We start from the raw sequence: 21,075 nt of genomic DNA on the forward strand, positions 1-21,075 counted from the left end.
CATGTCCGGTCACGAACTCAGCGGTAGACGAGCCCGCCGTCGATCAACCCGGCCTGCCCGGTCATGTAGTCGGAGTCGGGGCCCGCGAGATACGACACGAACGCCGCCACATCGGTGGGGGTCTGCGCGCGACCCAATGCGATACCGTCGACGAACTTTTCGTACGTCGCGCCCTTCGGTGCACCTGTGAGTTCGGCGAACCGCTCGTCGATCGTGACCCACATGTCGGTGCCGACCACCCCGGGGCAGTAGGCGTTGACGGTGATCCCCGAACTCGCGTACTCCTTCGCTGCCGCCTGTGTCAGTGCCCGGACGGCAAATTTCGTTGCTGAATACACCCCGAGCATCGCGAATCCCTCGTGACCGGCGATGGACGAGGCGTTGATGATCTTCCCGCCGTGGCCGAGTTCCTGGAACTTCGCGGCAGCGGCTTGAATTCCCCACAGAACGCCGTTGACGTTGATCGAGAAAATTCGGTTCACGTCCTCGGGAGTCGCTGCCGCGATCGGATCGACCTGCGCGATCCCGGCGTTGTTGACGATGACGTCGAATCCGCCGAGCGAGGTGGCCGCGCTGTCCACCATCGCGAACACCTGATCCCGATCGGAGACGTCCGCCACGATCGTTGTTGCCTTCCGACCCAACGCCTCGATCTCCGCGACGACCGCATCAGCCTTGTCTGTGTTGATGTCCACGACCGCGACGTCTGCGCCGTCCGCGGCGAGACGCAACGCGATACCGCGCCCGATGCCTTGGCCGCCGCCGGTGACGAGGACGACCTTGCCTTCGATGCTCATCCGATCCTCCGCTTCTTCGACATCTTGTGTCGGCAACCGGCGGATACCGGGTACCGACACCAGCGTGCCGCATCGGTGGCTCGCCGCGGAAGCGCTGCATCGCGTTGCATGCGATTTCGGCCGAAAGTCGTGCCGTGCCCGGTTCCGACAGCGTGGCGCAGTTCGTGCAAGTCCCAGCCGGTTCCGGACCCATCGACGGCGGTGGCGGCGTCGATGGGTCGCGGGCCTGGTCGTAGGACAGCCGGGCCAAGCCGGTGTCGGGGCAGACGTCGCGGTCGGCGAGGTACTTGCCGGGGCCCGGGCGGCGGTGGGTCACGAACACGGGGCCGCGGGTGCGGTGGCGGATCAGTCGCGGTAGCAGGCGGGCGGTGCCGGCGTCCCAGTACACGTTTTCGAGGACGTGTTCGTGGTGGGTGGCGCCGCGGCGGCGGGTGCGGGGTTTGGCGCCTTTGGACTTCACCGCCGCGGTGCGGCCCGCGAGGTCGAGGTCTTCGATGTTGAGCCCGAGCAGTTCTTCGGTGCGGGCACAGGTTTCATACAGCATCCGCCACAGCGTCTTCTCCCGCACGTGAACATCGCGGCGGGCGATGAGACGGTCGATCGCGGTGCGCGACCGGACTGGGGTGTCGGAGTCCGGCGGTCGAGCGCGCGGCCGAGACTGGGAGCGTCGGTGCGGTCCAGCCCTGCTCGGCGCACCAGCTCAGCCATTCGCCGACTGTGGCGCGGCGCGCGTTCCAGGTGTTCACCGCCGCCTCGCCCCACAGGGTCTCCAGCGCGGCGCCGACTTCGGCGTCGGTGACCGAGTCCAGGGCGCGGCTGTGCCCGATGAGCCCATCGGGGCCGCGGCCGTCGAGTTGGTCGACGGTCTTGACGATCGCGATGCCGTAGGAGCGGCGGGTGTTCGCCGAGGCGATGGTGTCGAGGAATGCTTCGGCGGCGGTGCGCAGGGTGCGTGTCGGGGCGGTGCGTGGCCGGGTCACTTTCGCGGCCATTGTTCCCCCGTTTCCGGCTTACCCCGGATAACAGCCCGTTATCCGGGGCAACAGGAGCCGGTGGCGGCCTCGGTGGCGGGAAAGGGGTCATCGGGTGGCCGGCGTGTTGTCGGCGGCGGTGTGCAGTGGCGCGCGGTGCAGGACCAGTTTGGTGGTGTGGGTCGCGTATGCCTCGGGTGCGTTGTCCCAGTCGGCGGTGACGGTCGTGACGTGTTCGGCGGGGAAGTCGTGTCGGACGACGAAGTCGAGAACCTCGGGCAGGATCGGGCGGACGTGGGAGACGCCGATCTCGAGGGTGGCGTCGTTGGCGTACATATGCATGAGCGGGACCTTGGTGCCGGTCGGGAGGTAGTAGCCGACGGGCCGACACATGCCGCCCGGCGCCAGGGAACGCAGCGCGGCGTCGACGCCGGCGGATGTGGAGGTGGCTTCCACCGCGAGGTCGTAGTCGCGGCGCGGAAGGTCGCCGGGCCGCAACTTTCGTTTCGATGGTGTGGGATGCGCTCGGGCGCCGAGTTTCTCGGCGATGTCGAGGCGTTCGCGCCGGTGGTCGATGTAGTCGACGACCTCGGCGCCGTGCGCAACCGCCAAGCCGGCCGCGTAGAGGCCGATGCTCTGCGCCGCGCCACCGAGGATGAGGACTTTGCCGCCGGGTCGGGCTTGCAGGCCGGGAACCACGCATCGCCAGGCGTCGCTGAGGTTGTCGCTGGCGGCGGCGACTCGGAGTGGATCCAGGCCGGTGGGGACCGGGACGAGCATGTGGTCGGCGAAGGGGATCCGCAGCAGATCCGCGACCATCCCGCCCCAGGGGCCGCTGGCAGTGCCGAATCCGAAGGCTGCCAGGGTGGATGTGCGGGTGGTGGAGCATTTCGCCGTGAGGCCCAGGCGGCATTGGTGACAATCGCCGCATGACACTGCCCAGGGGATCACGACAACGTCGCCGCGGCGCAGGTTGGTGACGTCTTCGCCGACTTCGATCACCTCGGCGACACATTCGTGTCCGATGCCGAAGGGGCCCTGGAACGGGACCGGACCGCAGATGCTGGCCACGACCGGATCGATCAATCCGGTTCGGAGACCGACCTGCATAGCACGGGACACGTGCCGGTGGATCGGCATGGTGTCGCCGTCGCAGCGTCCCGCGACGAAGGGCCGCACGATCGCGTCACGGCTCTCGCGTAGAACCGGTGCGGGCCGCTCGCGCCACTGCAGGTGGCCGGTGCGGACGAACTGCAGTTCACGCATCGCCGCGTTGTCCTTGTGCGAGCGCGGCCAGTTCCTGGAACTTCACGATGTTGCCGGCCGCGCCCCAGGTGCCTTCGGGCTGCTCGTGCACCAGCACCCATACCCGCAGGCCCTCGGCCTCGGTGAGCCCGGCAGCGGTGAGTACCAGCTCGGTGACGTCGGCGACCAGCCCGGCCTTGCGCCGTGGCGAGAGCCCGCCCTCGGGGACGGTGACGTCCACGCGGAACCGCGGCAGATCGTCTTCCAATGCCGCGAAGCCGCCGTCGGTGACCTCCTCGACACGACACCACGCCTGCGCCCGGAAGAACGCGGTATCAGGTGCCCCTTCCCACTTCAGCAGAGCTTTCGGCAGGGATTTCGCCAGGTCGCCTCGGGCCTGGACACTCAGAACCCGGCGGGCAGGGTCAGCTGGATCATCGGCATGGCCGTCCTCCTCGATCGCAATAGACTGTCTATAGCAGTCGTTATAATCGCTGCATGCTACTATATGACGACTGTTATAGACAAGGAGGTGCGTGGTGGCCGAACCCCGGGACTCTCGCCAGAAGCTCGTGGCGGGGGCGGCCGATATGATTCGGCGCCGCGGTCTCAACGCCACGAGCGTGCGCGAACTGGCCAAACACGCTCACACCCCGCTGGGCTCGACCTACCACTACTTCCCGGGCGGCAAGACCCAGCTCGCCACCGAGGCTGTCACCTTCGCCGGTGATCTGACCGCGGCATTGCTGGCCCGTGAACTCGACAGCGGGCCGGTCCCAGCACTTCGGGCCTTCCTGGCGATGTGGCGGAAAATCGTGGTGGACACCGATTTCCGAGCGGGTTGCCCTGTGCTGGCGGTGTCGGTGGAGGACGTTCCCGACACCGAAGAAACCCTGCTCGAAGCGGCTGCCGGCGCGTTCGCTCGATGGACCGAACTGCTGGCAGCGTCACTGCGTGACCACGGCGCCGATCATGGCGAGGCCGACCGCATCGCGACCCTGATCGTCGCTGCGGTTGAGGGCAGCGTGGCCATGTGCCGTGCCGAGCGCGGCACCCGCGCGCTCGACCGCATCGGCCAACAACTCGAACAGGTCATCGACGCCGCGATCGAACATCGCGTATGACAACGGAAGGCAACTGAAGTGTCCCGGGTTTGATAGAGGGTGAGCCAAGCATTCCCGGAAGGATTCCCTGGCTGATCATGGCTACCTCGAAATACCCCCCCGGAACTTCGTGACCGCGCGACACGGCTGGCCGTCGATGCCCGCCGTGATCCGGGGTCCCGGTAGTAATGGCGCACAAAACAACGAAGTTCGCGTAGCGACCGGTCAGCGGGTCAGGTCAAGCATGGTCCGGACAGAGAAGCCCCGGCTGGGTACGCCATCCGGCGTCGGTGAGCCACTGCAGTACCGATGCGGGCAGGTGGCCGGTGTTGGCTTCGTCGGCGAGGACGTCGGCGAGGATGGACCCCTCCCGGCACACTGTGCAGGCGACGTCGAACGCCGGTGTGGGTTGGCAACTGCAGCAGTGGTTTCGGCTGACGATCTTCCGAGGATCGTCTGGATCTCGATGAAGCCAGGGGACCTCGAGGTCGGCGCGTTGGTGAGCGGCCTCGGATCGGGTGGTCGGCTCGTGTCCGCAGTTCGGGAAGGCGCGCGACGTCTTCCGCGCTGGGGTTGGGTGTTCCATCCCGGCCGTGCCGGGATCGGTGGCGACTGTGGTCTCGGGCCCGGCGGATACGGTGTCGGTCTTCTTCAGGTGCCCGTAGAGGGGGGTCCGGTTCACCCCGAGCAGCCCGGCGATCTGGGCGACGGTGTGCGCGCCGGCATCGTAGAGGCGTTGGGCGTGCTCGGCCTGCTCTGCGGTGAGCTTCGCTGGCCGACCACCCTTCCGTCCGCGGGCGCGGGCGGCTGCGAGTCCATCGCGGGTGTTGGCCACGATCAATTCGCGTTGCAGTTCGGCGAGCACCGAGAGCATCCCGAACATTGCCCTGCCCTCGGCGGTGGCGGTGTCGATGCCCTGTTCGAGCACCCTCAATCCCACACCCTTCTCGCGGAGTTCGGCGCCGAGGCCGATCAGGTGCAGCACTGAGCGGCCCAGCCGGTCGAGGCGGGTGACCGCGAGTTGGTCGCCGTCGCGCAGCCCGGGCGGATCACCCGCGCCGAGATCAGATACTCACACCCCAACCGGAACAACAGGGTCGGCGAATCGTGCTCCATCGCCCGTGCGAGCAGGAACTCGTCGAGTTCCTTGAGTTCGAGCGCCCCGGCCGCCCGCCACCCCAGGTACTGCGCGACCAGGCGCAGATGGCCGGTGCGGGTTTGGGCACGGCGGCCGTAGGAACGGATCTCGGTACCATCGACACGCAGCTGCTCGGCCAACCTGGCCACCGCCACCGGCGGGGCGGTCACCACCCGATCAGGCACGAACCCCAGCCACGGCAACGTGCACAACGCGATCGCGATACCGAGCCGATCAGCCGGACCACGACCGCGACCGGGATCGACGAACGCCAGATCCGCCGGTGAGAGCGTGAAGAACCGGAACAGCTCCTCGCGGCCGATCTCCGGGAATTCCCGCAGCCGCGCCAACTCCTCATCTGCGAACACCCGAGTCGCCACGAAACCGACCTCCCACACCAACCGACAGCGTTGAGAGACAAGCCAACCAGCAACCGGCCACCACCGCAGACCGGCCAGGGCCTCACCGGCGATCGACTTCGACTACGCCATATCCGTTGATTTTTTCGGCGGTTACTACCGGAACCCCGGGACCTCTGTGGAGAGTCCTCTGATCGTCGAGGCGATCGGATCGAGGCGTCGATCGACGACGGGGTACCGCATTGCCCGGCCGCGGCCAGTGCCTCGCCGACGGTCTCCCGGATCGCGGTGCGCTCGTCGAACGCGAGGTAGCAGGTGCCCCGCGGCGGAGTCAGATCGAACCGGCCGCCGCCGCCGGAGGAGAACCACCAGGGACCGTTCGCGGTGCGGTGCCCGCGCAGCAGCGGCTGCGCCGCGGTGAGCTCACAGCCGGGAAAGCCCGCCAGCGGCCGGGCTGGTGGACCAAGAGCGACGGAGTCTCTGCTCACGCGGCCCACCGCTGCGCGTCGGCGCGGGCCAGCGCCAGGGCCGGGTCGAGGGGATGACCGTCGGCGATCCAATCGGATGCGCTGCGATCACCGAGTTCGGGCTGCGGGCTGCGCAGCCACACCGCGCAGGTCCACGGGTCGGCGGCACCGCGCAGGGTCCTCCACAGGGTGATCAGGTGCGGATGCACGGTCCTCGCGTCCGTGAACTGCCAGGTGGGGTAGACCCACTGGCCGTCGTCGGTGAGACGGCAGGCGATCACGGAGTCGGCGGCCACAGCCTTGTTCACCGCTTGGCGGCTGATGCCCCACCACCGGGTCAGGCCGCCGGTGTCGTAGAAGGGACCGACCAACAGGTCGTAGACATTGGTGGTGGTGGTGGGCAGGGCCGCGGCCATCGAGGCGGCGATGGCCTCGATGTCGTCGAACGTGCTTCGTGTCCGCCGGGGTGAAGCACAGTGACGTCTCGATGTCGAGACTCAGGAACGCCGGGCAATAGCGGCTGCGGTCACGTCGGCGAGTCGTTGGGCCGTGCCGAAATGTGGGGTGATGAGGGTCTTGGTCATGGCGAAGGCCGTGCCGTTGGAGGTGTCGGCATAGACGTAGCTGCCGCCGCCACCGACCCAGCCGAAGGTGCCGAGTGTCTCGTCCGGTCGCGCACCGAGGCGTCCGAGCACACAGCCCAGGGCCAGTCGCGCATGGTTGCCGAAGACCTGGTCGGTGCCTTCGAAAGCCGGCGCCGTCATCGCGTCGAGTTGGCGTGAACCGACAAGCCGGCCGTCGAGAACCGCGGCGTACACTGCGGCGATTCCGCGTGCGGTGAAGGTCCCCACCGACGGGATGTCCGCTTCCAGGATCTCGGGGCCGTTGCCCATGGCCGCGGTCGGTTGCATTTCCCAGGGTGCGAGAACTGCGTCGTCGAGTTGGGGGAGTGGACGCGGTGTGGAATCCTCCAGCCGTGCCAGCCGGTCCAGGTCGGTCCGGGGCACACCGAAGTACAACTCGCGTTCGAGACTCAGCGGTGCGGCGATCCACTCGTGGAGGAGTTGCCGCATCGTGTGGCCCGTGGCGCGGCGCGCGATCTCGCCGACAAGGAAGCCGAAGGTGTACGAGTGATATCCCGTCGCGGTCCCTGGGCGCCATCGTGGTTCGGCAGCGGCGACGGCGGCGCAGACCCGCGACCAATCGGGTAAGTCGGTGGGGCCGATGTCGCGAGGCATCGCCGGCACCCCGGCGGAATGGGTGAGCACATGGCGAAGGGTTGTGGCCTCCTTGCCGCGGGCACCGAACTCCGGCCAGAGGTCGACGATCGGTGTGTCGTAGTCGACGGCGCCGGTCCGCACGAGCAGATGAGCGATAAGTGCCGTCATGGATTTGCCGGCGGAGAAGCTGAAGAACGGCGTCTCGGAGGTCACCGCGCGTCCGGTCTTGCTGTCGGCGACACCTGCGACGGCGTCGACGACGAGAGCACCGCGGTGGTAGACGGCGACCTGCACGCCGGTTTCGGCGCCGGTCTCGACGAACTTGTAGAGCAGACTGCGAATCCGATGCTGCAACCCGGGCATTGCGCTCACCGGCTCGGCCACGTGTAGTGAGTCCGGCCCAGCGCAACCTCCGGTTCACAGTCCGACATGCGACGTCCCTGAGCTCGGAGGGGAGTGACTGTCGAGCGCTCGACACAGCGGCAGCAACGGTACTCCTCGTGTGCTCGGGGAGTGTCTGTTCGCGAACCCATCGCAGCTCCGCACCGAGGGAGCGATCGTCGCGGACGGGGGTGTTTACCCGGGCGCGGGGGAGGAGAGCGAAAGCCCGAGGTTCGCTGCGCAGGGGAAGTCTGGGAGTTGGCGAGGGAAACACATGGCGGTGCCCCGGATCGGCGGCACGACGCACCACACACCCCTAGTGATATTCCGGACGTGACGGAATGCCTAGAAAAACAGAACAATGACCACTCAGGCACCCATCACCAAACAGCAAAACCTAGTCCCACAACCCCTCACCAGCACTTAGGGCGAAAGTTTGCCGCTCGAGAAGTGCAGTGCGAGGCGTCGGTGACGATGGTCGAAGAGTCTGGTGACGATCTGCCGCGCCAACCCGTCGCTGTGGGGGAGCCGGGCGAGCGGAGCGCGGAGTTCCATCGTCAACCGATCGTGCACACGGGTGCGCGCCGTACCTTCGGGTGTGAGTGTGCGTTCGTGTTCCCACCGACGCATCGTCGCCATGGTGGATTTCTCATGGAAGCGTCGGCCCGGTTCGACCTCGGCGATGGTGAGCGCGTCGTACTCGACGGGCAGGACGCCGAACAACAACAGGGCGGCACGGCCGAGCGGTTCGCCGATCGGAACCCGATCGATCGTCAGGCCGCGGGCCTTCCGCGGGGTACACATCGTGAGGATCGGGTTCAACTCGTGGTTGATTCCGGCCGGGTCCGTCACCCGCGCCCACACCTCGGCGACCGCAGCAGGAATGATCGATTCCCGTTCGACAATGACGGGGTGGCTCATGGGCATTCCCTTCGTCCGATGTGTGGGCTCACCCTAGCCACCGCGTCCGCCGTACGGCATTACCCGAGAGTCAGGTGAATCCGGCCGTCGCACACCTGCGCCGGATAGGTTCGGACGGAAGCGATCCCGGCCGTCGTGCACGTGCCGGTCTCGAACGAGAACGCGTACTGGTGCAGCGGGCACACCACGACTCCGTTGTCGATCTGGCCGTCCGCGAGCGGACCTGCCTTGTGCGGACATTGGGCGTCGGTGGCGCGGATGGTGCCGTCGGACAGCAGGTACACGGCGATCTGCCGGCCGTCGATCACGTATGTGCGACCTTCACCGACAGTGAGATCGGTGATCGGGCCGACATTCAGGGTCACGGTCTGCGGTTCGTGCACGGCGGTCATCGGACCGGGACCTGCGGCAGCGGCAGCAACGGCAGTGCCGGAACGAACTGCGCCGGTGATTTCGGTGCGGTCCGTTCGAGCCAGGGGTCGCGGTAGCCCGCGACCGCGCCGGCCATTCGTTCGTCCAGTCCGGTCACGATGTCCTCCTCGTCGTGAAGCAGCAGCGCCCGCAGGCGATCGATACCGAGGCGCGGTACGAAGTCGTAGGTACGTTCGAGCCATTTGGCGTTCTCGCGGTAGTACTGGATGAACCGTCCGGCGACGGCGAGAACATCCTCGCCGGTGTCCACAGTGGCCAGCAGATCGCCCTTGCGGATGTGCGCGCCGGCGGCACCACCGACGTAGATTTCCCAGCGGCCGTCCCCGACGGCGACGACCCCAAAGTCCTTGCACAGTGCTTCGGAACAGTTGCGCGGGCATCCGGCGACCGCGAACTTCAGCTTCGCCGGGGTCTCGAGACCCTGGAAGCGTTCCTCGATCGCGATCCCGAGCGACGTGGAGTCGCCGAGCCCGAAGCGGCAGTAGTCGCTACCGACGCAGGTCTTCACAGTACGCACGGATTTGCCGTAGGCGTAGCCGGACGGCATGCCGAGGTCCGCCCACACGTTCGGGAGGTCTTCCTTGCGGATACCGAGCAGGTCGATGCGTTGGCCGCCGGTGACCTTGACCAGCGGCACCGAGTAGCGGTCGGCGACGTCGGCGATGCGGCGCAGCTGATCGGGGGTGGTCACACCACCCTTCATCTGCGGGACCACCGAGAAGGTGCCGTCACGCTGAATGTTCGCGTGGACACGGTCGTTGATGAACAGTGCGCCGCGTTCGTCGATCCAGTCGGGCCCCCACACCACCCGCAGCAGCGACGCGAGTGCCATCTTCGCGGTCGCGTCGTCCCCGGCGGGGGCGAGCGCCGCGAACACCTGCGACACCGAACGCAGGTCCCGCGCGCGGATCGCGGTGATCAGGTCGGGTTTGCTCAGCGGAATGCACGACACGTACCAGTTCGCGGCGGGGTCGTCGGCGAGGTCGCCGCCGGCGGCGCAGGCGACGATGTCGGCGACCAGGCCTTTGCAGGATCCGCAGCCTTTGCCGGCGCGGGTCTTCGCGCACACTTCGCTGAGGGTCGCCGCGCCGCTGTGGACGCAGGCGACGAGGTCTCCCTTGGTGACGCCGTTGCAGTTGCACACCTGGGTGTCGTCGGGGAGGTCCGCGGCGACGTCCGGCCCTTGGGGTTCTCCGATGTCGAACAGCAGGGCCGCGCGATCGTCGGGGAGGTCGATCGTGCCGTCGAAGGCTTGCGCGAGCATGGATGCCTTGCCGATGTCGCCGAGCAGCATCGCGCCGATCAGGATGCCGTCGCGCACGACGACGGCCTTGTACACGCCGCTGCGTGGATCGTAGAACTGAACGAACTCGTCGTCTTCGAGTTCGGGGCCTTTGACGCCCATGGCGGCGACGTCGATCCCGGCGACCTTCAATTTGGTGGTGGTGCGGGAACCGCGGTAGGCGGCATCGGGGTTCGTGCCGGTGAGATGGTCGGCGAGGACGACGGCCTGTTCCCATACCGGTGCGACCAGGCCGTACACCTCACCGCGGTGTTGCGCGCATTCGCCGACGGCGTAGATGCTGGATTCGCCTTCGCAGCGCATCTGGTCGTCGACGACGATGCCTCGTTCGGCGATGAGGCCGCCGCTGCGGGCGAATTCGGTGTTGGGTCGGATGCCGGCGGCAACGACGACCATGTCGGTGTCGCTGGTCGTCCCGTCGGCGAAGCGCACGCCGGTCACGCTGCCGTGGTCGTCGCGCAGGACCGCGGTGGTGCGGGTGCCGGTGCGGACCGTGATGCCGCGCTTCTCGATTTCGGTGCGCAATACGCGGCCGCCGCGTTCGTCGAGTTGCTGGTTCATCAGGTGTTCGGGGGAGTGCACGACGGTGACGTCGAGTCCTTGGGTGCGCAGACCGTAGGCGGCTTCGAGGCCGAGGAGGCCACCGCCGATGACGATGGCGGACACGTCGTCGTGGGCGTCGGCCATCTGCAGCATGCCGTTGGTGTCGGCGATGGTGCGGAATCCGAAGATGCCGCGGCCGAGGCGGCCGTCGGTTTCGCGCAGGCCGTCCATGTTCGGGAAGAAGGTGTTGGATCCGGTCGCGACGATCAGCAGGTCGTAGGCGACGTCGCGGCCGGACTCGCAGGTGACGGTCTTGGCGAAGCGGTCCAGGTGCACCGCGCGGTCGCCGGCGTAGAGGGTGACGCCGTTCTCGCGGTACCAGCTCATCGGGTTGAGAACGAGTTCGTCGTCGTCGACGCCTGTTTCGCCGGCGAGGACATGCGAGAGCATGATGCGGTTGTAGTTGCCGTACGGTTCGTCGCCGATCATGGTGATGTCGAACTGCTCGCGACCGCCGCGCGTGAGGATCTCCTCGACGGTGCGTGCGCCGGCCATGCCGTTTCCGACGACGAGCAGCCGCCTGCGCGGGGTGTCCGGGGTGGGCGGTGTCGGTGTCATGTGTCGAGAGTCGGGCGCACCGGTGACGGATCGGCGGCACCGGAGTTACGCGGGGATCAGGAATACCTCACATCGGCCAGGTCGGTGCTGTCAGGGCACGCGGTCAGGGCGTCGCCTGATCTTTCGGCGGCGCGGTGTCCTTGGGCATTGCGATAGGCGCGACGACTGCCAGTAGCAGCGCGGGCAGCACGAAACTCGCGGCCGGTGCGACCGCGTACAACGGAGTCAGCGTCATCGGGGCGGCTGCACCACCGCCGAACCGGAATGCCTGCACCACCGACACCGCGCCACCACGGTTTCTGCCGTCGCCACCGAGCGCCGCCGCGTTGACACCGACAAGTACACATTGCGCGCGACACCCGCGAAGAACCAGGCGATGGCGACGATCCACAGCAGCGGCGCGACACCGGCGGCGATCACGAGCGCTGCGCCGGTGAGTGCTCCGGTCAGGACCGTCGCGGTCGCGCCGATCCGGTCCACGAGCCGTCCGACGCGCCGCGCGCTGAGGATCCCGGCGATGCCGAATCCGGTGAGCAGGGCGCCGCGTTGGGCGGGGGACAGCCCGAAGAAGTCTTCGGCGCGGAACGCGAGCAGGAAGCTCAGTCCGCCGAGGGCACCCCACCCGAGCAGTGCGACGAGGCCGATGCGCAGGATGCGGGGGCGGAGGGCGTCGCGCAGTCGGGCCGGAGTGGTGTCGGGTGGTCCGCCGATGCCGGAGGGGAGGCCGATGACGGCGAGGACGGTGGCGGCCGCGGCGAGGACCACGAACGCCCAGCGCCAGCCGACTTCGGCGGCGAGACCACCGACGAGCGGGGCGATGGTCTGGCCGGCGGCCTGCATCGCCCCGAACAGGCCGAGTGCGCGACCGAGGTGGTCTTTCGGGGTGATCACGGCGAGCGCCGCGAGCAGCAGTGGGGTGGTGAAGGCATTGGCGACGCCTTGCAGGACTCGGGTGCCGAGCAGCAGTGTCATGGTGGGGGCGAGCGCGGCGGCCAGTGCCGCGAGTGCGTATACGGCGTAGGCGGTGCGGACGGTGCGCATGCGTCCCCAGCGGGCGCCGAGGGTGCCGGAGACGAGCATGGCCAGGGCGAAGGGGCCGAGGTACGCGGTGATGGTGAGCGCGGCATCGCCGGTGTCGGCGCCGGTGTCGGCGCCGATCTCGGGGAGCATCGCGGTGACGACGCCGCCGCCGAAGGGGCCGAGGAATCCGCCGATGTACAGTGCCGCGCGCTGCAGTGCCGGGCGGGTGTCGCTCACTGGGACAGGCCGCCGGGGCCTCTCCGCCGCAGGTATTTCTCGAATTCGGCGGCGATGGCGTCGCCGTCGATGGTGGAGATGGTGTCGTCGAGGTCGGATTCGGCGTTGTCGCGTTCTTCGAGGGTGCGCACGTATTCGGTGATGTCGTCGTCGTCTTCGGTCATTTCGGTGACGGTCCGTTCCCATTCCTCGGCGAGGGTGGGGAGTTCACCGAGGGGAACTTCGATGTCGAGGACGTCTTCGACGCGGCGCAGCAGTGCGACGGTTGCTTTGGGGTTCGGTGGTTGGGACACGTAGTGGGGGACGGCGGCCCAGAACGACACGGCGGGGATGCCTGCCCGCACGCAGGCGTCTTGGAGGACTCCGGTGATGCCGGTGGGGCCTTCGTAGCGGGAGTTTTCGAGATTGAATTTTTTGGCGGCGTCGGTGCTGTAGGCGGTGCCGGTGACGGGGACGGGGCGGGTGTGGGGGGTGTCGGCGAGGAGGGCGCCGAGGATGACGACGGTGTGGGCGCCGATTTCGTCGATGAGTTCGAGGATGGCGTCGCAGAAGCTGCGCCAGCGCATGTTCGGTTCGATGCCGCGGAGGAGTACGACGTCGCGGTCGCTGCCGGGCGGTGAGCACACGGACAGGCGGGTGGCCGGCCAGTCGATTTCGCGGGTGACTCCGTCGACGAGGCGCACCTGGGGCCGGTTGACCTGGTAGTCGTAGAACTCTTCGGAGTCGAGTTCGGCGAACGGTTCGGCATCCCAGATCAGTTCGAGGTGTTCGACGGCGCCGCTGGCTGCGTCGGCGGCGTCGTTCCAGCCTTCGAACGCGGCGACGAGCACGGGGTCGCGCAGGACGGGGACGTCCGGTCCGGTGTCGTCGGTGGGTTGGCTTTCGTTCACCTGTCCAGCCTACGGCCAGGACGTGATCGGGCGCCCATTAGGCTGGTGCCCATGTCCACCCCATTTCACTCTGCCTTGCTCGATGCGCTGTCGCGGCGCGTTGTCGTCGGAGACGGGGCGATGGGCACCATGTTGCAGGCTGCGGATCTGTCGCTCGACGACTTCCGTGGCCTGGAGGGGTGCAATGAGATTCTCAACGATTCTCGGCCCGATGTGATTCGTGCCATCCATCGCGCGTACTTCGAGGCCGGTGCGGATGCCGTCTCGACGAATACCTTCGGCTGCAATCTGCCCAATCTCGCCGACTACGACATCGCCGACCGGATCCGGGACCTGTCCGAGCGGGGTGTGCGTCTCGCTCGTGAGGTGGCCGATGAGATGGGGCCGGGCGCCGATGGCATGCCGCGGTTCGTGTTGGGGTCGATGGGTCCGGGAACGAAGCTGCCGACGTTGGGGCATGCACCGTTCGGGGTGCTGCGTGATGCCTATGTCGAGTCTGCGCTCGGCATGATCGACGGTGGTGCCGATGCGATTTTGGTCGAAACCTGTCAGGACCTGTTGCAGGCGAAGGCGGCGATCGTCGGTAGCCGCCGGGCGATGGAGCGGGCCGGTCGGCGGGTGCCGATCATCACGCACGTGACGGTCGAGACGACGGGCACGATGTTGTTGGGTTCCGAGATCGGGGCTGCACTCAATGCGTTGGCTCCGCTCGGCATCGATCTGATCGGGTTGAATTGTGCGACCGGCCCGGCGGAGATGACCGAGCATCTGCGGTATTTGTCGCAGCATTCGGAGGTTCCGGTGTCGGTGATGCCCAATGCGGGTCTGCCGGTGTTGGGGGCGAACGGTGCCGAGTATCCGTTGTCGCCGGAGGAACTGGCCGAGGCGTTGTCCGGGTTCGTCTCCGAGTACGGGTTGTCGCTGGTCGGTGGTTGTTGCGGTACGACGCCTGAGCATATCCGCCGTGTTGCCGAGGCGGTGCGCGAGTTGGAGCCGGCGGTGCGTCGGCCGGTGTCGGAGCCGGGGGTGTCGTCGTTGTATGCGGCGGTGCCGTTCGAGCAGGAATCGTCGATTCTGACGGTCGGGGAGCGCACCAATTCGAATGGGTCGAAGGCGTTCCGTGAGGCGATGCTGTCGGCGGACTACGACAAGTGCCTCGATATCGCGAAGGATCAGATTCGTGACGGCGCGAACATGCTGGATTTGAACGTCGACTATGTCGGCCGGGACGGTGCGGCGGACATGGCGGAGTTGGCGTCGCGGTTCGCGACGGCGTCGACGCTGCCGATCATGATCGACTCGACGGAACCTGCCGTGATCAAGGCCGGTCTCGAGCATCTGGGTGGCCGCAGTGCCGTGAACTCGGTGAACTACGAGGATGGGGACGGCCCGGGTTCGCGGTTCCAGCAGATCATGGAGCATGTCGTCGAGCACGGCGCCGCGGTGGTGGCGTTGACGATCGACGAGGAAGGGCAGGCTCGTACGGCCGAACACAAGGTGCGGATCGCCGAGCGGCTGATCACGGACCTGACCGAGAATTGGGGGCTCGCGCAGGACGACATCATTGTCGATGCTCTGACGTTCCCGATCTCCACCGGGCAGGAGGAGGTGCGCCGCGACGGTGTCGAGACGATCGAGGCGATCCGGGAGATTCACCGACGCTATCCGCGGGTGCATTTCACCCTCGGTGTGTCGAATGTGTCGTTCGGGTTGAATCCGGCGGCCCGGCAGGTGCTGAACTCGGTGTTTCTGCACGAGTGTGTCGAGGCGGGGATGGATACCGCGATCGTGCATGCGTCGAAGATTCTGCCGATGGCGCGGATCCCGGACGAGCATCGGGAGGTCGCGCTGGATCTTGTGTACGACCGGCGGCGCGACGGGTACGACCCGTTGCAGAAGTTGATGGAGTTGTTCGAGGGGGTGTCGGCGGCGTCGGCCCGGGAGTCCCGCGCGCAGGAGTTGGCGGCGTTGCCGTTGTTCGAGCGGCTCGAGCGGCGCATCGTCGATGGGGAACGCAACGGGTTGGAAGATGATCTGGTTGCGGCGATGACCGAGGTGCCGCCGTTGTCGATCATCAACGACACGTTGCTGTCGGGGATGAAGACGGTCGGTGAGCTGTTCGGGTCGGGGCAGATGCAGTTGCCGTTCGTGTTGCAGTCGGCGGAGGTGATGAAGGCGGCGGTGGCGTGTCTCGAGCCGCATATGGAGTCGACCGGCGCCGACGGTAAGGGTCGCATCGTGTTGGCGACCGTGAAGGGCGATGTGCACGACATCGGCAAGAACCTGGTCGACATCATCTTGTCGAACAACGGCTACGAGGTGGTCAACCTCGGTATCAAGCAGCCGATCGCAACGATCCTCGATGCCGCGGTCGACAAGCGTGCCGATGTGATCGGCATGTCGGGGCTGTTGGTGAAGTCGACGGTGGTGATGAAGGACAACCTCGAGGAGCTCAATGCGCGGGGGGTCGCCGAGCAGTTCCCGGTGTTGTTGGGTGGTGCGGCGTTGACCCGCGGGTATGTCGAGGATGATCTGGCCGACATCTACGAGGGTGAGGTGTCGTACGCGCGGGATGCGTTCGAGGGTTTGTCGTTGATGGACCGGATCATGGCGGTCAAGCGGGGGGAGGGGCCGGCACCGGACAGCCCGGAGGCGATTGCGGCGCGGGAGAAGGCCGCCGAACGTAAGGCCCGGCACGAACGGAGCAAGCGCATCGCGGAGAAGCGTCGGGCGGCGGAGACACCGGTGGAGGTTCCCGCGCGCAGTGATGTCGCGGCGGATCTGCCGGTGCCGGCGCCGCCGTTCTGGGGTAGCCGCGTCGTCAAGGGTATTTCCCTCGCCGACTACGCCGGGTTGGTCGACGAGCGGGCCCTGTTCCTGGGGCAGTGGGGGTTGCGTGGGCAGCGCGGCGGCGACGGACCGTCCTACGAGGAGTTGGTGGAGTCGGACGGCCGGCCGCGGTTGCGGTATTGGCTGGACCGGTTGTCGACCGAGGGAATTTTGGCGCACGCCGCGGTCGTGTACGGGTATTTCCCGGCGGTGTCCGAGGGCGATGATGTGGTGGTGCTCACCGAGCCGCGTCCGGATGCGCCGGAGCGGTACCGGTTCACGTTCCCGCGGCAGCAGCGGACCCGGTTTTTGTGTATCGCCGATTTCGTGCGGTCGCGGGAGGAGGCGCAGCGCACCGGGCAGGTCGATGTGTGGCCGTTCCAGTTGGTGACGATGGGGCAGCCGATCGCGGATTTCGCGAACGAGTTGTTCGCCGAGAACTCCTACCGTGACTATCTGGAGGTGCACGGTCTGGGGGTGCAGTTGACGGAGGCGTTGGCCGAGTATTGGCATCGGCGGGTGCGGCAGGAGTTGGCGTTCGCCGGGGGTGGGACTGCCGCGGACGACGATCCGGAGGATGTGGCGGAGTTCTTCAAGCTCGGGTATCGGGGGGCGCGGTTCGCGTTCGGGTACGGGGCGTGCCCGGATCTCGAGGATCGCATCAAGCTCGTCGAGTTGCTCGAGCCTGCCCGGATCGGGGTGGAATTGTCGGAGGAGTTGCAGTTGCATCCCGAGCAGTCCACCGATGCGTTCGTGCTGCATCACCCGGAGGCCAAGTATTTCAATGTCTGAGGTGATCGACGCCCGACTCGGCGCCGCGCGCGCCGGTGTGCTGCGGGCGGTGTTGTGGGACATGGACGGCACGTTGCTCGAGTCGGAGCAGTTGTGGGATGTCGGGATGGGCGCGTTGTCGGTGCGTCTGGGTGGGCCGATGTCCGAGGAGACCCGGATCGCGATGATCGGTGGCCCGTTGGATCTGTCGGTGTGGCGGACCTTCGACGGTTTGGGGTTGGTGCCGACGCCGGACGAGCAGACCGCCGCCGAGGACTGGGTGAACGCCTACATGGAGGAGTTGTTCGCGCAGGGGTTGCCGTGGCAGCCCGGTGCCCGCGCAGCGTTGGGTGCGGTGCGGGCGGCGGGGTTGGGGCAGGCGTTGGTGACGAACACCGGCCGCCGGTTGTGTGAGGTGGCGCTCGACACCCTGGGCCGGGCGCATTTCGATCACACGGTGTGCGGGGACGAGGTGCCGGCCGGGAAGCCGGATCCGGCGCCCTATCTGCGGGCTGCGGAACTGCTCGGGCTGGACCCGGCGCACTGTCTGGCGGTGGAGGATTCCCCGACAGGTGCGGCCGCGGCGGACGCGGCGGGGTGCGCGGTGCTGGTGGTGCCGTCGTTGACGACGGTGCCGGGGTCGCCGCGGCGGGTGTTCCGGTCGACCCTCGACGGGGTGACGGTCGATGAGTTGCGGGAACTGCACGCCGGTGTCGGGGGAGTGTCGTGACCGTCCCGAAGATCGTACTGTTCTACAAGTTCACGCCGCTGCCCGATCCGGAGGCGATCCGGTTGTGGCAGCACACGCTCGCGTCGGCGCACAATCTGACGGGGCGCATCTTGATTTCCGGGCACGGCATAAACGGCACGGTCGGTGGTGACATCGCCGATGTGAAGAAGTATGTGCGGGGTCTGCGCGGCTATGCGGCGTTCAAGGATGCCGATGTGAAGTGGGCGGACGGGACCGGCACGGATTTTCCGCGGTTGTCGGTGAAAGTGCGCCGCGAGATCGTCACCTTCGGGGTGCCGGACGAGGTGAAGGTCGACGAGCACGGTGTGGTCGGTGGCGGGGAACATCTGTCGCCGCTGGCGTTGCACGCGTTGATGTCCGATCGTGGCGACGACGTGGTGTTCTTCGACGGACGGAACAGTTTCGAGGCGCAGATCGGCCGGTTCCGGGATGCGATCGTGCCGGAGGTGGCGACGACCCGCGATTTCGTCGCCGAACTCGACAGTGGCCGCTACGACCATCTGAAGTCGAAACCGGTGGTGACCTACTGCACCGGCGGGGTGCGTTGCGAGGTGTTGTCGGCGTTGATGCGCAACCGCGGGTTCGACGAGGTGTACCAGCTCGATGGTGGCATCGTCCGATACGGGGAGACGTTCGGGGACGGCGGCCTGTGGGAGGGTTCGCTGTATGTGTTCGACGGTCGCATGAACGTCGAGTTCTCTTCGGACGCGGTGACGCTCGGTCGGTGTTCGTTGTGTGCGGCACCGACGTCGCGGTACCGCAACCATCCGGATGTGAACGGGCGGGCGCAGACCTTGGTGTGCGAGGACTGTGTGCCCGATCCGGTCGGTTCCTGATGGTGTGTGCCGCGCCGCTGCCGATCCGCGCCGACGGACTCGGCCCGGATCGGGTGCGGATGCCCGCCGGCGGAGCCGCGCGCACCGTCGTCGAGTTCCTGCAGGCCGACCATCCGGGTGAGGACTGGTCCACGCGTATCGCGGCGGGGGAGTTGGTCGACGAGCATGGCCGTGCCGTCGACACCGACACCCGATATCAGCCGATGCGGTTCGTGTACTTCTACCGGGAACCACCGCCGGAGGTGCCGGTTCCGTTCCCGGTGGCGGTGCTGCATCACGAGGCGGGTCTGGTCGTGGTCGACAAGCCGCATTTTCTGGCGACGATCCCGCGGGGCGCGCACATTCGGGAATCGGTGGTGGTGCGGTTGCGTCGTGATTTGGGTCTGCCGGATCTGGTGCCGGTGCATCGCCTGGATCGGATGACTGCCGGGGTGTTGTTGTGCACCACCGATCCGGTGTTGCGGCGGCCGTATCAGGAGTTGTTCGAGCGGCAGCGGGTGCGGAAGGTGTACGAGGCGATCGCCGCGGATCGACCCGAGGTGGCGTTCCCGCGGGTGGTGCGCAGCCGCATCCGTAAGCGGCACGGTGAGCTCACTGCGGTGGAGGTGCCGGGGGAACCGAATTCGGAAACCCACATCGATGTGGTGGAGCGGCGGGGGGACGTGGCCCGGTACCGGTTGTGTCCGCGTACCGGGCGCACCCACCAGTTGCGGCTGCACTTGAGTTCGTTGGGGGCGCCGATCGTCGGGGACAATTTTTATCCGCGGTTCCGGCGCCGCGAACCCGACGATTTCACCGATCCGTTGCGGTTGTTGGCACGTTCCGTCGAGTTCGACGATCCGATCACCGGGCGGCCGCGGCGTTTCGACAGTCGGCGGGTGCTCGAATTCTGACGGGGGACGCCGCGCGCAGCGGATCGGGTGCGGCGTGAAACAATGGGTTCTCGTGAAGACCTTCGAATCCCTGTTCGCCGAGCTGTCCGAGCGTGCTGTGACCCGCCCCGAGGGTTCCGGCACCGTTGCCGCCTTGGAAGCCGGTGTCCATGCGCAGGGCAAGAAGGTGCTCGAGGAGGCCGGTGAGGTGTGGATCGCCGCCGAGTATCAGAGCGACGAGGAGTTGTCCGAGGAGATCTCGCAGCTTCTGTACTGGGTGCAGGTGCTGATGGTCGGTCGCGGTCTGACGCTCGAGGACGTCTACAAGCATCTGTGATCGTCGATCGATCCCGGTCTGTGTGCTCGAGTCCCGCCCGTCGTTGTCGTTAGTTCCTCAGAGAGGTCGCAGTTCGTATGCTTCGCGTTGCCGTCCCCAACAAGGGTTCCCTGTCCGAATCCGCCGCCGAGATCCTCAGTGAGGCCGGATATCGGCGTCGTACCGATTCGCGGGATCTGACGGTTCTCGATCCGGTCAACGAGGTCGAGTTCTTCTTCTTGCGTCCCAAGGACATCGCCATCTATGTCGGGTCCGGTGAGTTGGATCTGGGGATCACCGGCCGGGATCTGGCCGGTGATTCCGGTGCGCCGGTGACCGAGCGGTTGTCGCTGGGGTTCGGTCGGTCTTCGTTCCGGTATGCCGCGCCGAAGGGCCGGGAGTGGACGGTCGAGGATGTGGCGGGGCTGCGGATCGCGACGTCGTACCCGAATCTGGTGCGGAAGGATCTGGCGGCGCGGGGCCTCGAGGCGACGGTGATCCGGCTCGACGGTGCGGTGGAGATTTCGATTCAGCTCGGTGTCGCCGATGCGATCGCCGATGTGGTCGGGTCGGGTCGCACGTTGCGTCAGCACGATCTCGTCGCATTCGGGGATTCGTTGTGTGATTCGGAGGGGGTGCTGATCGAGCGGGAGGGCGCGGACCGCAACGATGCGGCCCGTAATCAGATGGTCGCGCGGATCGAGGGTGTGGTGTTCGCGCAGCAGTATGTGATGCTCGACTACGACTGCCCGAAGACGCTGCTGGATGCGGCGGTGCAGGTGACTCCGGGCCTGGAGTCTCCGACGTTGTCGCCGTTGGCGGACGAGTCGTCGGTGGCGGTGCGGGCGATGGTGCCGCGCAAGGGCCACAATGCGGTGATGGATCGGCTCGCCGAGATCGGGGCCCGCGCGATCCTGGCGTCCGATATTCGGTCGTGCCGGGCGATGCGCGGCGTCGACTGACCTTCCTGTACACGAGGATTCGCCACGCTTCAGTGTGGCGTGCGATGAAGGTATCGGCGACGGTGGACAGACCGGTGGCAGGGCGAGATGAGC

General features: G+C 67.2%; 18 protein-coding genes and 3 pseudogenes. 7 read left to right on the forward strand and 14 right to left on the reverse strand.

Features of this window, described 5'->3' with window-relative positions:
* Positions 1-17: 17 nt before the first annotated feature.
* The 4 genes from WAX14_RS21670 to WAX14_RS21685 form a co-directional block, all read right to left on the reverse strand.
* A complete protein-coding gene (locus tag WAX14_RS21670) occupies positions 18-797 on the reverse strand; it encodes an acetoin reductase (protein WP_422630105.1) in 780 nt (259 codons plus the stop codon).
* Positions 798-1,330: 533 nt separating this feature from the next.
* The gene (locus WAX14_RS21675) at positions 1,331-1,789 is read right to left on the reverse strand and encodes a hypothetical protein (protein ID WP_422630106.1); all 459 of its coding nucleotides are present in this window, start codon (positions 1,787-1,789) and stop codon (positions 1,331-1,333) included.
* Between the two features lie 87 nt (positions 1,790-1,876).
* Entirely contained in the window at positions 1,877-3,034 is a 1,158-nt protein-coding gene (locus WAX14_RS21680) for a zinc-dependent alcohol dehydrogenase (RefSeq protein ID WP_422630107.1), read from the reverse strand.
* A complete protein-coding gene (locus WAX14_RS21685; RefSeq protein WP_422630108.1) occupies positions 3,027-3,254 on the reverse strand; it encodes a tautomerase family protein in 228 nt (75 codons plus the stop codon). The genes WAX14_RS21680 and WAX14_RS21685 overlap by 8 nt, the downstream gene beginning before the upstream one ends.
* Positions 3,255-3,552: 298 nt before the next feature.
* On the opposite strand from WAX14_RS21685, the gene WAX14_RS21690 reads away from it, so the two are divergent.
* The gene (locus tag WAX14_RS21690) at positions 3,553-4,137 is read left to right on the forward strand and encodes a TetR/AcrR family transcriptional regulator (protein ID WP_422630109.1); all 585 of its coding nucleotides are present in this window, start codon (positions 3,553-3,555) and stop codon (positions 4,135-4,137) included.
* Between the two features lie 217 nt (positions 4,138-4,354).
* Here the strand turns inward: WAX14_RS21690 and WAX14_RS21695 are convergent, their stop codons facing one another.
* From WAX14_RS21695 to WAX14_RS21740, 10 genes and pseudogenes are all read right to left on the reverse strand, one after another.
* Complete coding sequence (locus tag WAX14_RS21695; protein ID WP_422630110.1) at positions 4,355-5,101, reverse strand: recombinase family protein; 747 nt, start codon at positions 5,099-5,101, stop codon at positions 4,355-4,357.
* A 44-nt stretch (positions 5,102-5,145) separates the two neighbouring features.
* Positions 5,146-5,634, reverse strand: a pseudogene (locus WAX14_RS21700) (DUF4158 domain-containing protein); the annotation flags it as partial.
* A gap of 305 nt (positions 5,635-5,939) precedes the next feature.
* A pseudogene (locus WAX14_RS21705) lies at positions 5,940-6,110 on the reverse strand (RES domain-containing protein); the annotation flags it as partial.
* Positions 6,098-6,496, reverse strand: a complete 399-nt coding sequence (locus WAX14_RS21710; RefSeq protein ID WP_422630111.1) for a hypothetical protein — start codon at positions 6,494-6,496, stop codon at positions 6,098-6,100. The gene WAX14_RS21710 and the pseudogene WAX14_RS21705, both read right to left, overlap by 13 nt.
* 81 nt (positions 6,497-6,577) lie before the next feature.
* The gene (locus tag WAX14_RS21715; RefSeq protein WP_422630112.1) at positions 6,578-7,684 is read right to left on the reverse strand and encodes a serine hydrolase domain-containing protein; all 1,107 of its coding nucleotides are present in this window, start codon (positions 7,682-7,684) and stop codon (positions 6,578-6,580) included.
* Positions 7,685-8,104: 420 nt separating this feature from the next.
* On the reverse strand, positions 8,105-8,602 hold the full coding sequence (locus tag WAX14_RS21720; protein WP_422630113.1) for a hypothetical protein: 498 nt from the start codon (positions 8,600-8,602) through the stop codon (positions 8,105-8,107).
* 59 nt (positions 8,603-8,661) lie between these two features.
* Complete coding sequence (locus tag WAX14_RS21725) at positions 8,662-8,994, reverse strand: Rieske (2Fe-2S) protein (protein WP_422630114.1); 333 nt, start codon at positions 8,992-8,994, stop codon at positions 8,662-8,664.
* Positions 8,991-11,498 carry a nitrite reductase large subunit NirB gene (gene nirB, locus WAX14_RS21730; protein WP_422630115.1) on the reverse strand — a complete coding sequence of 836 codons (2,508 nt, stop codon included), beginning with the start codon at positions 11,496-11,498 and terminating at the stop codon, positions 8,991-8,993. Before nirB ends, WAX14_RS21725 begins: the two co-directional genes overlap by 4 nt.
* 103 nt (positions 11,499-11,601) lie before the next feature.
* Positions 11,602-12,755 (reverse strand): annotated as a pseudogene (locus WAX14_RS21735) (MFS transporter).
* On the reverse strand, positions 12,752-13,645 hold the full coding sequence (locus WAX14_RS21740; protein ID WP_422630116.1) for a PAC2 family protein: 894 nt from the start codon (positions 13,643-13,645) through the stop codon (positions 12,752-12,754). Before WAX14_RS21740 ends, WAX14_RS21735 begins: the two are co-directional and overlap by 4 nt.
* A 51-nt stretch (positions 13,646-13,696) precedes the next feature.
* Here WAX14_RS21740 and metH point away from each other — a divergent pair, with 51 nt between their 5' ends.
* The 6 genes from metH to hisG all read left to right on the forward strand — a co-directional run bounded on the left by metH (position 13,697) and on the right by hisG (position 20,982).
* Positions 13,697-17,266, forward strand: a complete 3,570-nt coding sequence (gene metH, locus WAX14_RS21745) for a methionine synthase (protein WP_422630117.1) — start codon at positions 13,697-13,699, stop codon at positions 17,264-17,266.
* On the forward strand, positions 17,259-17,975 hold the full coding sequence (locus tag WAX14_RS21750; RefSeq protein ID WP_422630118.1) for an HAD family hydrolase: 717 nt from the start codon (positions 17,259-17,261) through the stop codon (positions 17,973-17,975). Before metH ends, WAX14_RS21750 begins: the two co-directional genes overlap by 8 nt.
* Complete coding sequence (locus WAX14_RS21755) at positions 17,972-18,832, forward strand: rhodanese-related sulfurtransferase (protein ID WP_422630119.1); 861 nt, start codon at positions 17,972-17,974, stop codon at positions 18,830-18,832. Before WAX14_RS21750 ends, WAX14_RS21755 begins: the two co-directional genes overlap by 4 nt.
* A gap of 2 nt (positions 18,833-18,834) precedes the next feature.
* On the forward strand, positions 18,835-19,725 hold the full coding sequence (locus WAX14_RS21760) for a pseudouridine synthase (RefSeq protein WP_422630129.1): 891 nt from the start codon (positions 18,835-18,837) through the stop codon (positions 19,723-19,725).
* 52 nt (positions 19,726-19,777) lie between these two features.
* Positions 19,778-20,041 (forward strand): phosphoribosyl-ATP diphosphatase, encoded by a 264-nt coding sequence (locus tag WAX14_RS21765; protein WP_422630120.1) that lies wholly within the window; start codon positions 19,778-19,780, stop codon positions 20,039-20,041.
* Positions 20,042-20,118: 77 nt separating this feature from the next.
* Positions 20,119-20,982 (forward strand): ATP phosphoribosyltransferase, encoded by an 864-nt coding sequence (hisG, locus tag WAX14_RS21770; protein WP_422630121.1) that lies wholly within the window; start codon positions 20,119-20,121, stop codon positions 20,980-20,982.
* Positions 20,983-21,075 lie beyond the last annotated feature (93 nt).

The sequence above is a fragment of the Rhodococcus sp. (in: high G+C Gram-positive bacteria) genome (genome assembly GCF_049299235.1).
In the GTDB taxonomy this organism is placed as follows: Bacteria; Actinomycetota; Actinomycetes; order Mycobacteriales; family Mycobacteriaceae; genus Rhodococcus.

Coding starts and splice junctions, on each gene's coding strand:
- WAX14_RS21675 (WP_422630106.1), bottom strand. CDS start 1,789: ATGGCCGCGAAAGTGACCCGGCCACGCACCGCCCCGACACGCACCCTG.
- WAX14_RS21725 (WP_422630114.1), bottom strand. CDS start 8,994: ATGACCGCCGTGCACGAACCGCAGACCGTGACCCTGAATGTCGGCCCG.
- WAX14_RS21710 (WP_422630111.1), bottom strand. CDS start 6,496: ATGGCCGCGGCCCTGCCCACCACCACCACCAATGTCTACGACCTGTTG.
- WAX14_RS21750 (WP_422630118.1), top strand. CDS start 17,259: ATGTCTGAGGTGATCGACGCCCGACTCGGCGCCGCGCGCGCCGGTGTG.
- WAX14_RS21720 (WP_422630113.1), bottom strand. CDS start 8,602: ATGAGCCACCCCGTCATTGTCGAACGGGAATCGATCATTCCTGCTGCG.
- hisG (WP_422630121.1), top strand. CDS start 20,119: ATGCTTCGCGTTGCCGTCCCCAACAAGGGTTCCCTGTCCGAATCCGCC.
- metH (WP_422630117.1), top strand. CDS start 13,697: ATGTCCACCCCATTTCACTCTGCCTTGCTCGATGCGCTGTCGCGGCGC.
- nirB (WP_422630115.1), bottom strand. CDS start 11,498: ATGACACCGACACCGCCCACCCCGGACACCCCGCGCAGGCGGCTGCTC.
- WAX14_RS21670 (WP_422630105.1), bottom strand. CDS start 797: ATGAGCATCGAAGGCAAGGTCGTCCTCGTCACCGGCGGCGGCCAAGGC.
- WAX14_RS21680 (WP_422630107.1), bottom strand. CDS start 3,034: ATGCGTGAACTGCAGTTCGTCCGCACCGGCCACCTGCAGTGGCGCGAG.